This window comes from Sorangium sp. So ce327, assembly GCF_051530205.1.
Taxonomy (GTDB): Bacteria; Myxococcota_A; Polyangia; order Polyangiales; family Polyangiaceae; genus Sorangium; species Sorangium cellulosum_B.
This window is the reverse complement of the sequence record NZ_CP150330.1, coordinates 4514408-4528048: the sequence shown is the minus strand read 5'-3', so window position 1 is coordinate 4528048 and position 13641 is coordinate 4514408. Positions and strand designations below refer to the sequence as shown.

The following is a 13641-nucleotide window of genomic DNA, read 5'->3' as shown; positions in this document are numbered from 1 at the left end:
GCCAGCCCCGCTTGGAAGCGCCGGCGCCGAAGCCAGCCCCGCTCGCCTGCGCGCCTCAGCGCAGGACGCGCGTCTCCCGCGCCGCCGACAGCGCCGCGCCGCCGGCCCACGGCTCCACCCGGTCTCCCAGCGAGGCGCGCACCTTCGCGACCTCGTCCCGCGTGATGGCGGGCGCGCTGTTCCCCCAGCTCGACCGGACGTAGGTGAGCACCAGCGCGACGTCCTCGTCCGACAGCGTGACGCCGAGGTTGGGCATCACGTCGTTGTAGAGCGCGCCGTTCACCTCCATCGGACCGGCGGCGCCGAGCAGCGTGATCCGGATCGGCGTCTCCTTGTCCTCGAGCAGCCATGACGAGCCGGTGAGGGGCGGATAGCGGCCCGGCTTCCCCTCCCCCCTGGCCTGGTGACAGTTGGCGCACGAGCGATAATAGATCTTGCCGCCCTGGGCGAGGTCCTCGGCCGGGACGCCGGAGGCCGCCACGCCGCCCGTCGGCGTCCGGGCGTCCAGCTTCCGGAGGACCATCCACGGCAGCGCGAGCACGCCGAAGGCCACGATCAGCATGATCACCACGACGTGCGCCGTGCTCTGCGCTCCGTCTCGAGCGTCGTCGCGCTTGCTTGTTGGACCCACGGGGTGCTCCTCCGCCGCAGGTGAAGCGCACACGTCCGCGGCCGTCAAGGATCCCCTGACGCCCGCGGACGCGCCTCGGCTCGACGCGGCTACGCGGTCGCCGTGGCGACGGCGACCCCGGCGCTCTCGCTCCTCGCGGCGGCGGCGCGCGGCGCCTTCTTGCGGGTGACGCTGCGCCGGCCGTCGATGCTGACGGGCGCGTCCCCGTCCACCGTCACGCGGCGCACCACGCGGACCTGATCGCCGTAGTCGTTGATCGCGTAATGCTGCGTGGCGCGGTTGTCCCAGACCGCCACGTCGCCCGCGGCCCAGCGCCAGCGCACGGTGTTCTCGAGGCGCGTGACGTGCTCCTGGAGCACCTGGAAGAGGTGCGTCGAGTCGTGGGACGAGACGCCGAGCAGCCGCTTGACGAAGTGGCCGAGCACGAGCGACCGCTCCCCGGTCTCCGGGTGGACGCGCACGACGGGGTGCTCGGTCTCGTACACGGTCGACGTGAACACCTCCTGGTAGCGCCGCACGTCGTCCGCCGACGAGTTCGGCTTCCGCGCCTGGTAGTCGTACTCGTTGCTGTGGACCGCCCACAGCGTGTCGGCGAGCGCGCGCAGCGCGGGCGGCAGATCCTGGTACGCGGCGACCGTGTTGGCCCAGACGGTATCGCCACCGTACGCCGGGATCACGAGCGCCCGGAGGATCGAGGCCCTCGGGTAGGCGTCCACGAACGTGACGTCGGTGTGCCAGGAGTTCGCGCGCCCGCCCTCCCGCGAGTCGAGCTCATGGATGGTTTCGGTGCCATTGACCACGGGCACCGTCGGGTGCGCGACGGGCTTGGCGCCGAACAGCGTGGTGAGCGCCTCCTGCGAGCCGTCGTCGAGGTGGTGCTGGCCCCTGAAGAAGATGACCTTGTATCGCAGCCAGGCTTTCCGGATCTCGCTCACGGTGGCGGCGTCGAGATCGCCGCTGAGGCGCACGCCGCGCACCTCCGCGCCGATCCGGCCAGCGACGGGGACGATCTCGAGGACGTTGTTGCTCTGGTTCTGTGGTGCGCTCATGCGGAATTCTCCTCGTGGCAGAGAAAGCGAAAAGGGTGCTGGGATGGCGTCGCGGTATGGTGGTCGGCTATCGACCAGTCGGCTCAGTGCGACGCCGGTTTGTGTGCGATGGCGAAGAGGCGCTTCCCCTCGAGCCGGATGCCCTCGGGCGTCCGGAAGGCCTCGAGCTCGCGCTGGATGTCCTCGATGGCCTGGCTGCGCACCGACTCGGGCAGGTGGCCGAGGAAGTTGCCGAACGAGCTCGCCTGCGAGAAGGCGATGGCGGCGCGCCCGTCCGGCTGATGGTGCACGTTCTCCTGGGCCTCGATCTTCTGCACGGTGAAGCCGGCGCCCCCGAGCAGCCCGGCGAGCTCCACGGCGGTAACCCAGTGGGGCGTCCCATCCCGGGACTCCGGATAACGCGCGTAGGGCTCGCGCGAGAGCACCTCCCGCTTGATGGCCTGCAGGCGGTTCGGGTGATCCTTCGCGCCCGTGGTGAGCCCGATCCGGCCCCCCGGCTTGAGCAGGCGGTGGATCTGCCGCAGCGGCTCGGTCTTCTCGGGGAGCCAGTGGAAGACGGCGTTGAGGTACACGACGTCGAAGCTGCCGGAGGGGAGCCCGTCGAGCGCGTAGGCGTTGCCGACCTGGAAGGAGAGGTTGGCCTTCGCCTTCTGCTGGGCGATCTGCACGCGCAGCGGCAGCGGGTCGATCCCCAGCACCTTCCCGGTCGGCCCGACGAGGCCCGCCACGTGCTCTGCGAGCAGCCCGGTGCCGCTGCCGACGTCGAGCACGTGATCGCCGGGGCGGACGCCGAGATCGGCGATCAGCCGCTTTCCATGGAGGAACTGCCGATCGGCGCTGCGCACCTCGTAGTCCTGCGCGAGCTGGGGCGTATCGAAGACGAGACTGAGACCACTCATGCAACGGCTCCGTGAAAAGGTTGTTCTCTGGCGCGCTGGGCGGGGTCACGACCCGGGCGGCGCACCACCGCGGGCCCGGGCGGCGCACCGCCCAGCGCGCCCTCCGTGCCGGGTCGCTTCTCCGACGCGCGTCGTCGTCGTCGGCGGCGTATCGCACGCGCCGTGCCAGGCATTTCCACGCGCTTCGGCCGGACTTCGGGCGCCAGGTGCTGCGTCACGAGCACGCGGTCAGCAGCGCCTGCTGCCGAGGCCGCACCGGGCCCGCAGCGACCTCGCGAGCATGGCGCCGGAGCGGCGCAAGAGCGCGGCGGACAGGCCATGCCGGGGGTCCAAGCCGTGAACGATCCGGCGCTGGACGCGCGGTGTACAGCAAGAGTGGACCATTCGATAGGTTCACTTGTTTCAGAGGGCGCCCTGCCCTCATCGGGCGCTGTCGGTTCCAGCGCTCCTGTCCGCCCGATCGTCGATTGATCGACGTTCACATCCCTGCAAAGGCAGACGACCGGTGACCGGATGAAGCGCGCGATGCGGGGCGATGCGCGATGCGGCATGGCGAAGGCGCGACTCCACGCTCCCAAGCGCTCCTCTCCTGTGGCAGACTGCGCGCATGCTTTTTCATGTCGTGAGGAACGGTTCACTCGTCGGCGCGCTGCTGCTCGCGGCGGGGTGCAGCTCGGGCGGCGGGCAGGCGCAGCCCGAGGGCGAAGGGGGGTCGGGCGCCACGGTGGGCAGCGGCGGATCGGGCGCGCAAACGAGCGGCGCAGGCGGCGCGGGTGGCGCCGGCGGCGCGGGCTGCGCGGAGTTCGCGATGCCAACCGACGTGGACTGCGCTGCGCCGCTCGACGGCGTGCTGCCGGTGGACCTGCGCTGTACGGGGCTCTACGGGAACTTCGATCAGCGCGAGCCCGCATGCGGTGTGCTCGAGTACAAGCCTGCCGTGGAGCTCTGGAGCGACGGGGCCAAGAAGCGGCGCTTCGTGTCGATTCCGAAAGGGCAGCAGGTGGACACGAGCAATCCGGACGCGTTCATCTACCCCGAGGGGACGCAGTTCTGGAAGGAGTTCAGCGTGACGGGCGCGGGCGGCGCGCAGCGGCTCGCGGAGACTCGCCTCCTGCGCAAGACGGCCGCCGGCTGGGTCTACACGAGCTATGTGTGGTCCGAGGACGAGAAGCAGGCGATCCAGATGCAGAACGACTTCGGCGTGGACGATCTCTACGGCACCGGCCACACGGTGCCGAACCGCGATCAGTGCCAGGAGTGCCACGTCGGACGCGCCGATTACGTCCTCGGCTGGGACGCGCTGATGCTCGGCACTGGCGCCCAGGGGATCTCGGCCGAGACGCTGGTCGAGCTCGGCGTGATCGCGGACGCGAGCAATCTCGCCCTCACGATTCCTGGCAACGAGGTGGAGCGCCAGGCGCTCGGCTACCTGCACGCCAACTGCGGCGTGAGCTGTCACAACGACCTCCCCGAATCGGCGGCCCACGATACGGGCCTGTACCTGCGGCTCGAGGCGGGCGAGCTCGGCGACGTGATGGCCACGGACGCCGCCCGGACGGGCATCAACAAGCGCCCCGCGGAAAACGCGAAGTATGAGGGCCTCACAAACCCCGATCCCGCCAACTGGTACGACATCCGGCCGGGGGACCCGTCGCGCAGCTTGCTTGTCGCCCGCCAGGTGCTCCGCGGCTTCGAAGGGCAGATGCCGCGCATCGGGACGCACGAGGTCGACGAGACGGGAGTGGAGGTGGTCTCGCGCTGGATCCAGGAGATGAAGGAAACCTACCCGCCGCCTGGACCCTAGTACGGTCACGCCCAGGTCCGTCTCCGGTTGCGTACAAAGTGGTGCCGAGCTGCCCGGCCCCGTGGAGTGCCCCTCACAGGCGCCAACCAAGCTCGTTCGGTCACGCTCAGGCACGAAGCCCGCTCCCCCCCCCACCATCGGGCCCCCACGTGAACGTCAACGTCAACGTCAACGTCAACGTCAACGTCAACGTTTACGTGAACGTGGTCGTGGTCGTGGTCGTGGTCGTGGTCGTGGTCGTCAACGGTCAGCCGTAAACGACCACGACCACGACCACGTAAACGTAAACGTTAGGAGATAGGAGAACGCGGCGCGAAGCGTGGTTAACGCCTATGCCACGGGGAGAGCAACGGGATCGATGTTCGGGATGCCAGAAGGGAGGCGGAGCGCCCCGGGCATGCTCTGACGCCTCGGGGTGCGGTGCGGGGCGGAGGGCGCTGATGTCGCCCCCCGATCCCCGAATGTCGTGAGGCCCGCAGCTCGGATTCCCGCCGGCCTCAAGCGTTCGCCAGGATCAGGTCGGTCCCGGGGCGCCGTCCGTGATCCATTTGCGCAAGATCTCGAGCTGCGCCGGGCTGACCGTCGGCCCCCCCGTGCTGGGCGGCATCACGCCCGAGATGCACTGCGCCGTGGAGGACTGCTGGCAACCCGCGGCTTCCGCCTTGCCGGCGGCCTTGAGGTAGAGCCAGCTGTGGTCGGGGTCGCCCGGGACGACGAGCTTGAACTGGCCGCCGCCGCGGGAGGCCACGTTGACCAGACCGTCGACGATCTCCTTGGAGCTGAGGCGGCCACCGAGCGACAGCCCCGCGTTGGGGCCCGACTCGGCGTGGCAGCCGCTGCACAGGTTCGTCGCGCTCTCGAAGATGGGCCGCACCTTCTCGTGGAAGTATCCGGACTCGTCCGGCAAAGGCGCATTGGGATCCCTGACATCCTCGGGGTCCAGGTTCTCCTTGATGATCTTGATCTCGGTATCCATCTCGCGGCACTGCGCGACGAGATCATCCTTCAGCTTCTGATCCGTCGGCAACAACCCCTTGGCGCGCCGGTACTTCTCCCACACGTTGTCGATCCAGCCGTGGAGCTTCCAGAACATGTAGTTGTCGATGTTCGCGTTGGTGTTGTTCACACCGTGCGTCGTGTTGCCCGGCCGCGCCCACTTGGCGTGCAGAACGAAGTGGAGGCCCACCCACGGCATGTTGGTCGCCCCCGCCAGCTTCTGCCCCACGTTGCACTGAAGCCAGAAGCCGAGCTCGCCTTCGTCCTTGAACCTCGCGAGGTTCTCGGGCTTGTCGATCTCATCGCCGATCTTCCCGGCTTCGAGGGCGGCCGAGTCCCAGTTCTTCCACGCGGAGCGCCACTGGGACGGCACATCTTCCGCCTTGGTCGGGAACTTGGTGAAGCCCGTGAACTGCTCTTTATGATTGGGCCAGAGCTGCTGCAGCGCCTGGATCATGTGGCGGTGGAACACGAGGAACTGATAGCCGTCACCGGCGGACTGACAGTTCTGATCTTGCGGGACCAGCTGTTTGAATTTGCAGATGCCCACCTTGCTCCCGGCGCCCCCGAAGTTGCAGGCGCGGATCGCGTGCCACTCGACGTGAGCGTCCTGCCACCGGTTCTCATACATCCAGTCCAGCACCTGGGGCTGCACCGTCGTATCAACGATGTCCGGGCTGTTGTTGCCGGGCGGAAAGAACTCCGCCGGGCCATCCTTCATGTTGGGATCCGAGTCGCTCGGGTGGGGCATGTACCCGCTCACGCAGTGGTCGTACGCGGGATGGTCGTCCGGACCGCCGCCGACACCGGCACCTCCGGTGCCCGCGCCTGAGCCCGAGCCCGAATCCGCGCCCGTGCTCGCTTGCGAGCCCGCGCCGGTGCCCGCGCCAGAGCCTGAGTTCACGCTCGATTGCGAGCCCGCGCCGCCCGTCCCGCCCGTCGCGTCGGGTCCTCCCGCGCCGCCCTCCGACGCGCCGCTCAACGAGTTGCCATCGTCGCCGGCGCACGCGCTGAGCAACAACGCGGCCAGCGCGGCGAGCGTGGCCAGGCCCCGCCGGGATGAACGGGTGTCGGTCGCAGAACCCTGGTGCAGGTCGATAAATCGCATGTCGCTCTCTCAGGCTCTCAGGCCGTTAGGCTCAGTCCGTCAGGCGCAACCCGCCTCACCTCGGGCAGGTAACACCACTCTACCAGCGGCACGCGAACTTCGTCAACGGTGTTAACGAATGTACTGTACTCGTGTATTTATAAACCTTGTGAACGCTCACAGGCAGTCTGTGCAGTGAGGGCGGCCCTTTCGACGCGTGGTGACTCGATAGCCGGGCCGTCGGCTTCAGATGTCGAGTCGAGCGAGGCGACGTGCTAGCGCCGGTGTCTCAGCGGACGTGGATATCCGGCTTCGGCGCCGCGGCCATCCCCTCCCCGATATGGAAGCTCGGGTGAGGCGGCTGGTTGTAGGCGCCGTTTTGCCACGAGATGGCAACGCGGTACTGCGGATCGTGCATCAGGGTGTAGATCCGGTTCGTCGCGACCTGGTTCGTGGTGAAGATGCGTATGGAATCGCCGCAGCGGAAGATCACCTCTTCACGCCAGTCGCCCAGGATGTCGGCGCTGAGCGTCGGCGAGCTCTTCGTACCGTTGTTCGAGGTACACCCCGCGGCCGTGAAGTTCCCCCCTTGGCCGTCGGCCTGGCGGATGCCGTTGCCGTCGAGGAGCTCCCGGCTCAGGTCCGCGTCCCACCAGATGAGGAAGTTGCTCGACGCAGGGCGGCTCCCGACGCGATCGCCGTCCGAGCCGCGCAACAGCTCGCTGTTGTTGACCCACGCCTCGCTGCCGGGGCTGCGCGGGTCGACATCCGCCGCCACGCCCCGGCCAGGGCCCTCCTCGCCGCCGTTGCCTGGCCCCTTCCATACGACCTCGCACGTCCGGGCGTCGCGCATGGCGTAGGCGGGCGACTCGCCGCCCTCGTACGGCTGGAACACCTCGAGGCCAGGGCGCGACGGGATGTGATCCGTGACGTGCAGCGCGTCGCCGTGAGCGTAGTAGTCCACCGCGCAGAGGCCCTTGCCGTCGTCGTCGAACGTGGCGCCGCCGTTGATGATCTCCTGCTGCGGGTCGTCGTCCACGTTCGCGACGCTGATGGAGTGGCAGCCCTTGCCGCCGAACGCCTCGTTGGCGCGGCTCGAGCTGGAGTCGAACGTCCAGAGGTTCGAGAGCGCGCCGTCGCGGTAGTTCCAGGCCGAGAGCGTCGTGCGCGCGTAGTATCCGCGCCCGAACACAACGCTCGGGCGCCCCGTGTCGTCGAGGAACGCGATGGTGCCGACGAAGCGGTCGACGCGGTTGCCGTAGCACTCGTTGTTGCCCCAGCTGCACACGTCGCCGCGCCCGACCTTGAACTCGGTCGTGGCGAGCTCTGCGCCGGTGTCTCCGGCGAACACGGTGAGGTACTCCGGGCCGGTGAGGATATAGCCGTCGTTGTTGCGGTAATCCTTGGAATCGTCATCGCCGGCCGCGGGCCCCTTGCTGAGGTACTCGCCCCTGCCATCGCGCGTCCCCGGCGCCGTCTTGACGGCCACCTCCGCCTTCCCGTCGCCGTCGAGATCGTACACGAGGAACGGCGAGTAGTGCGCTCCGGCCCGGATGTTCACGCCGAGATCGATGCGCCAGAGCCGCTTGCCGTCGAGCGAGTACGCGTCGAGGTAGGTCTTGCCGGTGCGGCCGGCCTTCGAGTTGTCCTGGAGGTTCGAAGGATCCCACTTGAGGATGATCTCGTAACGCCCGTCGCCGTCCACGTCTCCCACGCTGCCATCGCCGCTCGAGTACGTGTAGCCGTCCCCTGCGGGCGGCGGCGTCGTCGGGATGGACAGGGCTCCATCCTTCCACACGGTCGCGGACTCCGACTCGCCCTGCTCGACGCCGCCGATGACGGGGCGCACTGTGTAGACCGAGCTCGGAGAACCGTCGCGGTCCACGAGGTTCGTGGAGTCCGCGAGCGGCGCGGCGTTGACCTTGGCGCCGTCGCGGTAGACGTTGAACGCGATGTCGTCGGGGTCGTAGCCGAACAGGCGAAAGCCCACGTACGTGCCGCCTTCCGTGGGCACGGCCACGACACCGCGATCGAGGTCTTCCATCTGCGCGAACCCCGTCGGTTCGCCCGCGCCCGCGCCCGCGCCGCCGCTGCCGGACGCGGCGCTGGTCCCGGCGGTGCCGCTGCCGGACGCGGCGCTGGTCCCGGCGCCGCCGCTGCCGGACGCAGCGCTGGTGCCCGCGCCGCTGCCGCTGGACGCCGCGCCGGTCGCGCCGCCGCCCGTCCCGGCGCCCTCCCCGCCGGCCCCGTCCGAGCCGGTTCCGGGTTCACCGCTCGATCCGCATGCCAGGTGAGCGGAAGCGAGCGAAAAGCAAATCAAGAAAACAGGTCGTCTCATGCATACCTCGCGCGGCCCCTCATCGTCCGGTCGGCGCCTTGCCTCCCGGCCGTGAGCGGAATGGTGGCCTCGTTTCTCACCCAGGTTGTGAGAGCAGGGCGAAGTCAGTCATGAGAATTGCACGGGACGCACGATTTCTCGCGCATTGAAATTTTACCGCCACGCACCTGAGGACAATAACGCCGCACCGAGCGATGCCCGAGCAGCGCCTCGATCACCTCGTTCCACTGCGCGAAGCGGGGCGCCGGTCCCTCGCCGCCGTGCCGCTCGCCGAAATGCGCCACGCCGCGATCACTCATCGGTCTGCTCCTTGCCATCCCTGCAATCGATCGTCTCTCGCAGCGCGGGACGGGCTCCCCTGCCGCGATGCCAGGCTGTTCCCTGCGCGCCTCGGCGCCGCGCTCGCACAGCGCGACGATCCGTGGAGGCGCGCCAGCCGAACGCATCCGTTATAACGGATTTTATCTCCGCCATGAAGGATAGAACCGCGCTGCTCGCCGGGTGAGCGGACCCCCTCTCAAGAAAATAAGTCGTCTCATGATACCTCGCGCGGTCCCTCATCGTCCGGGCGGCGGCTCGCCTCCCGGCCGTGAGGGGCAAAGTCCGTCGCATGAATCGCACGGGCCGCACGATTTCTCGGGGCGTTGGAGAGTTGCCACCCCGCACCGCACCTCCGCCAGGACAACGGGCTCGACTGGCCCGAGCCGGTCAGGGCAGCAGGTGCTCGCAGTCGAACCAGCTCACCGCGAGAACCGTTGCCGGGGTGGCTCTCGCTGCGGCCTTGACGTTCTCGCGCCGGAGCCCAAGCCAACCCCCGAGCTGCCCGCCATGAGCCCCGTCGTGTATGCGACCCTCTGCGTCCTCGTGCCCCTCGCCTGGGGGGTGATGGTCGTCTGGGTCTCGAACCGCGTCGAGGCCATCGTGGCGCGGCGGAGGGCGCACGCCGGCAAGGCGGACCCGCCGCTCCCGCCCACTGAGTACCATATCTGAGCGGGGCGCCATGCTCGAGATCAGCCTTCATGCTGGCGTGGGACACCCCGTCTCGCTGGTGATGCTGGCGCTGATCGGGCTCTTCATCGGCTACATCGCGGGGATGTTCGGCGTGGGCGGAGGCTTTCTGCTCACGCCGGTGCTGATCGCGATCGTGGGCGTGCCCGCGCCGGTCGCGGTCGGCTCGGCGCTCTGCCAGAAGTGCGGCACCTCGATCGCGTCCTTCCTGAAGTACCGCCACCTCGGGCGCGGCGAGCCTCGCATCGATCTCGTGATGCTCGGCGGCAGCCTGATCGGCGTGGACGCCGGGACGCGCCTGCTCGCCCACCTCTCCGAGCGCGGGAGGTGGGTGGTGCTCGGCCGCCCCGTCCCGGCGGTGACGCTCGTACTGGACCTGGTCTTCATCGTGCTGCTCTCGCTCACGACCGTCTACGTCGCGCGCGACGCGATCCGGGCGCGCGGGCGCGAGGCGCCCCGGGGCGACGTGACCATCCCGGGGCCGCTGGTGACCCGGATCCGGATCCCGCCGTTCATCGATCTCCCGGGCGTGGGACTCGAGCGGGTTTCGGTCCCGATGATGGCTTACCTCGGCTTCGTGCTGGGCGCGGCCTCGGGGCTCATGGGCATCGGCGGCGGCGTCCTCTTCATGCCGATCCTGCTCTACGGCTTCGGGCTCTCGGTGCGCAACGCCGCAGGCACGGGCGTGCTGCTCCTCTTCGTGACCGTCGCCGTGGGCACGTTCGAGCAAGCGCTCCATGGCTTCGTCTCGCTCCGCCTCGCCCTGGCCCTGCTCGTCGGCTCCTCCGTCGGCTCCCAGCTCGGCGCGCTCACCACCAACGTCCTCCCGAACCGGATCCTCCGCCTCCTCTTCGCCGTGCTCGTCGCCGCGACCGTCGTCATGATCGCGGTGGACCTGGGTCATCTCCTGATCGGCCACCAGGGGGGCCGCTGATCCAGCTGGCCCGCGCATCCGCCGCGCGGCGCGCGCTGGCGACCGATGTACGCCGTCACGAGCAACAGCCCGGCTGACATCGCCAGCGAGAGCGCCTTCTGGCAGCCCCATGCCGATCTGCCCCTCTCTCCGAGGCGCCTCCTCGTCGCCGTCGTGGCAAGCGCGGAGGAGGCAGAGAGGGCAATGAACAGATGAGCCCGCTCACCCTCTGTTTTACGGGCCGTGATCTCCGCACAGCTCGCCCTGCTCTCTGCGCGGCGCCCCGCTTGCCGTCGGCCGGTCCTGGCACCAAGCCAGTCGTATGAAGTTCTCCGTTCTCGCTCTGGCCGGCCTCGGCGTCGCCATGCTCACGACGGCGTGTAGCAAGGAGGACCGAGCCCTCGCGGAGGAGCGCCCGGTGCAGCCCGCGAGGGTCGAGCGGCAGCCCGTCGAGCCGCCGCTCACGGCGACCGAGGTGCCCGTGCCAGGCGACTTGCCGGCGTTCGTCGTCACCGGGCCGCTCGGCGCGTGTCCACGAATGGTGTTCCTTCACGGCATGTGCGGGCACGGGCTGGGCTACGTGCAGGCCTTCACGAGGACGGCGCGGGAGCACGGCGGTGTGCTCGGGCTCCAGGGCGACGTGCCTTGCGGCGCCGACCGGGTGTTCAGCAAGTACTCGCCCGACGCCGAGGAGCAGGACGGCCGCATCCGGAGCGCGCTGGCGGCGTGCGGCGGCGAGGCGGAGGACCTCGTGATCATCGGTTACTCGCAGGGCGCCTATATCGCGGAGCGGCTCGCGGAGCGGTGGCCGGAGCGGTACTCGCGGCTGGTGCTGCTCGGCGCGCCCACGACGCCCTCGGCCGCGCGCCTCCGGGACATCCGGGGAGCGGTGATGATCAGCGGCGAGCTCGACGCCACGTACCGCATGAAGGAGGGCGCGAGCGGGCTCCTCGCCGCCAAGATACCGGCCGTCTACCGGGAGATGCCCGGCGCGCACCACGGAGCGCTGCCGGACGCCGAGCGGGTGATGGACGAGGCGCTCGACTGGCTCGACGAGAACGCGCGGCCCCGCCTCTGACATGGGACCCGGCGCGCGTGTGTTATGGATCTCGCGCAGCTGGTCGAGCGCGCGCCCTCCGAGGTGCCGCGGGACGTGGCAGGCAAGGAGAGCAGCCGTGGAGCGAAAGAACTATCCTGCGCTGGGTGATCCGGTGGGTCCGTACGTTCATGCCGTCGAGCACCACGGCTTTCTGTTCCTTTCAGGGCTGACGGCCTTCGGCTCGCCCGCTCAGAAGGGCAGTGTGTCCGAGCAGGCCGAGGCGATCTTCTCCCAGATCGCGAGCATCGCGCGCGCCGAACGGGTCGGCCTGGACGCGATAGCCAAGGTGACGATCTTCGTCACGAGCCTCGACGATATCGGGGCGCTGCGAGAGACCCTGTTACGAATCTATGGCACCGCGCTGCCGGCGAGCTCCCTGGTCCGTGTCGCCGGGCTCTTCTCCCCTGATCTGAAGATCGAGGTGGAGGCCGTGCTCGCCGTCTCTTGAGCGCCCGACCGGCGGCGCGGGCCGGGATCACACGGCGGGCGCCGCGCCTTCTGCGCGGGAGCACGCATCGACGTCCTCCCAGAACGTCGGGTACGTCTTCGCGACGCAGGCCGGATCCTCGATGGTGATCCCCGGCCGGCACAGCCCCAGGATCGCGAAGCTCATCGCCATGCGGTGGTCGCTGTAGCTGCGCACGAGCGCGGGCGTCAGCGGCCGAGGCTCGATACGGAGCCAGTCGTCGCCGTGGGTCACCTCCTGGCCCAGGCGGCGGAGCTCCGCGACCGTGGCGGCGAGGCGGTCGGTCTCCTTGATCCGGATGTTCGCCACATTCCGGATCGTCGTCGGCCCCTCGAGGAGCGGAGCGATCGCGGCCAGCGTCATCACGGTGTCCGAGATGTGGTGCATGTCGACGTCGATGCCGCGCAGGCGCCCATCGCTGCGCACGGTGGTGGCGTCGGCTTGCCGGCTCACGCGCGCGCCTGCCTGCTCCAGGAGCTCGACGAACCGGTAGTCTCCCTGCAACGCCCCCTCGGCAAGACCGGGCACGGTGATGGCGCCGCCCGCGGCCGCGGCGAGCGCGAACGGATAGCTCGCGGACGACGCGTCGGGCTCGATCGGGTACGCCCGCGGGCGGTACCCCGCGGCGGGATGGACCGTGAACCCGCCCGCGGCCTCGTCGATGCGACCGCCGAAATCCGCGACCATGCGCCGCGTGATCTCGACGTAGGGGCGACTGACCAGCTCGCCGGCGACGCGCAGGTCGATGGCCGCGTCGGCGAAGGGGCCTGCCATCATCACCGCCGAGAAGTACTGGCTGGAGCGATCGCCGCGCATCGTCATCGTGCCGCCCTTCAGCCGGCCGCCCCGGATCCTGAGCGGCGGGCACCCGGTCGCGCACTCCACGTCCGCCCCGAGCTGCCTCAGGCCGTCGACCAGATCGGCGATCGGCCGCTTCGCCATGTGCTCATCGCCGACCAGCACCACCTCGCCCGGCACGAGGCACGCGAGCGCCGCGAGGAACCGCACCGTGGTGCCGCTGTTCCCGATGAACAGCTCGCGCCCCGGCGCGCGCAGCCGGCCCCGCCCCCCCTTCACCACCAGCGTGTGCGGCCCGGCGTCCTCGATCCCGATCCCCAGCGCTTCCAGCGCGGACCGCATGTGCCGCGTGTCGTCGCTATGGAGCACCCCCTCCAGCGTGCTCTCGCCGTCGGCGAGCGCAGCCAGCACGAGCGCGCGGTTCGTGATGCTCTTCGAGCCAGGGACCCGCCAGATCCGATCCGGCGGCGAGGACAGCGGGGTGATGGGCAGAGGACCGGCAGGGATCATGGGGGCGGCGGACTATAGCGGGGCGCAGATTCGTGCGCCACGG

The 13641-nt window shown here is 69.6% G+C and carries 11 protein-coding genes and 1 pseudogene; 5 read left to right on the top strand and 7 right to left on the bottom strand.

Translation table 11 applies throughout. The annotated features are described in order from the left end of the window. Positions 1–55: 55 nt before the first annotated feature. From WME95_RS17000 to WME95_RS16990, 3 genes and pseudogenes are all read right to left on the bottom strand, one after another. Positions 56–631, bottom strand: coding sequence for a c-type cytochrome (locus WME95_RS17000; RefSeq protein ID WP_437909417.1), 576 nt, complete (start codon positions 629–631; stop codon positions 56–58). Positions 632–720: 89 nt separating this feature from the next. Then, positions 721–1680, bottom strand: coding sequence for a TauD/TfdA dioxygenase family protein (locus tag WME95_RS16995; protein WP_437909416.1), 960 nt, complete (start codon positions 1678–1680; stop codon positions 721–723). An 83-nt stretch (positions 1681–1763) separates the two neighbouring features. After that, positions 1764–2591 (bottom strand): annotated as a pseudogene (locus WME95_RS16990) (class I SAM-dependent methyltransferase); the annotation flags it as partial. A 610-nt stretch (positions 2592–3201) separates the two neighbouring features. Here WME95_RS16990 and WME95_RS16985 point away from each other — a divergent pair. Next, positions 3202–4383: a hypothetical protein gene (locus WME95_RS16985; RefSeq protein WP_437909415.1), complete on the top strand. Its 1182-nt coding sequence runs from the start codon at positions 3202–3204 to the stop codon at positions 4381–4383. A gap of 514 nt (positions 4384–4897) precedes the next feature. Here the strand turns inward: WME95_RS16985 and WME95_RS16980 are convergent. The 3 genes from WME95_RS16980 to WME95_RS16970 form a co-directional block, all read right to left on the bottom strand. Further along, on the bottom strand, positions 4898–6487 hold the full coding sequence (locus tag WME95_RS16980) for a hypothetical protein (RefSeq protein WP_437909414.1): 1590 nt from the start codon (positions 6485–6487) through the stop codon (positions 4898–4900). A 268-nt stretch (positions 6488–6755) separates the two neighbouring features. After that, positions 6756–8804, bottom strand: coding sequence for a rhamnogalacturonan lyase (locus tag WME95_RS16975; protein WP_437909413.1), 2049 nt, complete (start codon positions 8802–8804; stop codon positions 6756–6758). Between the two features lie 104 nt (positions 8805–8908). After that, positions 8909–9103 (bottom strand): hypothetical protein, encoded by a 195-nt coding sequence (locus WME95_RS16970; protein WP_437909412.1) that lies wholly within the window; start codon positions 9101–9103, stop codon positions 8909–8911. 529 nt (positions 9104–9632) lie between these two features. Between WME95_RS16970 and WME95_RS16965 the strand changes: the two genes are divergently transcribed. The 4 genes from WME95_RS16965 (at position 9633) to WME95_RS16950 (ending at position 12272) form a co-directional block, all read left to right on the top strand. Beyond that, positions 9633–9794 (top strand): hypothetical protein, encoded by a 162-nt coding sequence (locus tag WME95_RS16965; RefSeq protein WP_437909411.1) that lies wholly within the window; start codon positions 9633–9635, stop codon positions 9792–9794. A 10-nt stretch (positions 9795–9804) separates the two neighbouring features. Beyond that, a complete protein-coding gene (locus WME95_RS16960) occupies positions 9805–10746 on the top strand; it encodes a sulfite exporter TauE/SafE family protein (RefSeq protein ID WP_437909410.1) in 942 nt (313 codons plus the stop codon). 301 nt (positions 10747–11047) lie between these two features. Then, positions 11048–11803, top strand: coding sequence for an alpha/beta hydrolase (locus WME95_RS16955; protein ID WP_437909409.1), 756 nt, complete (start codon positions 11048–11050; stop codon positions 11801–11803). A 97-nt stretch (positions 11804–11900) separates the two neighbouring features. Continuing rightward, on the top strand, positions 11901–12272 hold the full coding sequence (locus tag WME95_RS16950) for a RidA family protein (RefSeq protein WP_437909408.1): 372 nt from the start codon (positions 11901–11903) through the stop codon (positions 12270–12272). Positions 12273–12299: 27 nt separating this feature from the next. Here WME95_RS16950 and aroA read toward each other — a convergent pair whose 3' ends face one another. Further along, positions 12300–13598 (bottom strand): 3-phosphoshikimate 1-carboxyvinyltransferase, encoded by a 1299-nt coding sequence (gene aroA / locus WME95_RS16945; protein WP_437909407.1) that lies wholly within the window; start codon positions 13596–13598, stop codon positions 12300–12302. Positions 13599–13641: the final 43 nt, after the last annotated feature.

What these genes read in the sequence shown, in the direction of transcription:
- WME95_RS16995 (WP_437909416.1), bottom strand. Translation starts at nt 1,680, where the DNA reads ATGAGCGCACCACAGAACCAGAGCAACAACGTCCTCGAGATCGTCCCC.
- WME95_RS16980 (WP_437909414.1), bottom strand. Translation starts at nt 6,487, where the DNA reads ATGCGATTTATCGACCTGCACCAGGGTTCTGCGACCGACACCCGTTCA.
- WME95_RS16975 (WP_437909413.1), bottom strand. Translation starts at nt 8,804, where the DNA reads ATGAGACGACCTGTTTTCTTGATTTGCTTTTCGCTCGCTTCCGCTCAC.
- WME95_RS16970 (WP_437909412.1), bottom strand. Translation starts at nt 9,103, where the DNA reads ATGAGTGATCGCGGCGTGGCGCATTTCGGCGAGCGGCACGGCGGCGAG.
- WME95_RS16965 (WP_437909411.1), top strand. Translation starts at nt 9,633, where the DNA reads ATGAGCCCCGTCGTGTATGCGACCCTCTGCGTCCTCGTGCCCCTCGCC.
- WME95_RS16960 (WP_437909410.1), top strand. Translation starts at nt 9,805, where the DNA reads ATGCTCGAGATCAGCCTTCATGCTGGCGTGGGACACCCCGTCTCGCTG.
- WME95_RS16955 (WP_437909409.1), top strand. Translation starts at nt 11,048, where the DNA reads ATGAAGTTCTCCGTTCTCGCTCTGGCCGGCCTCGGCGTCGCCATGCTC.
- aroA (WP_437909407.1), bottom strand. Translation starts at nt 13,598, where the DNA reads ATGATCCCTGCCGGTCCTCTGCCCATCACCCCGCTGTCCTCGCCGCCG.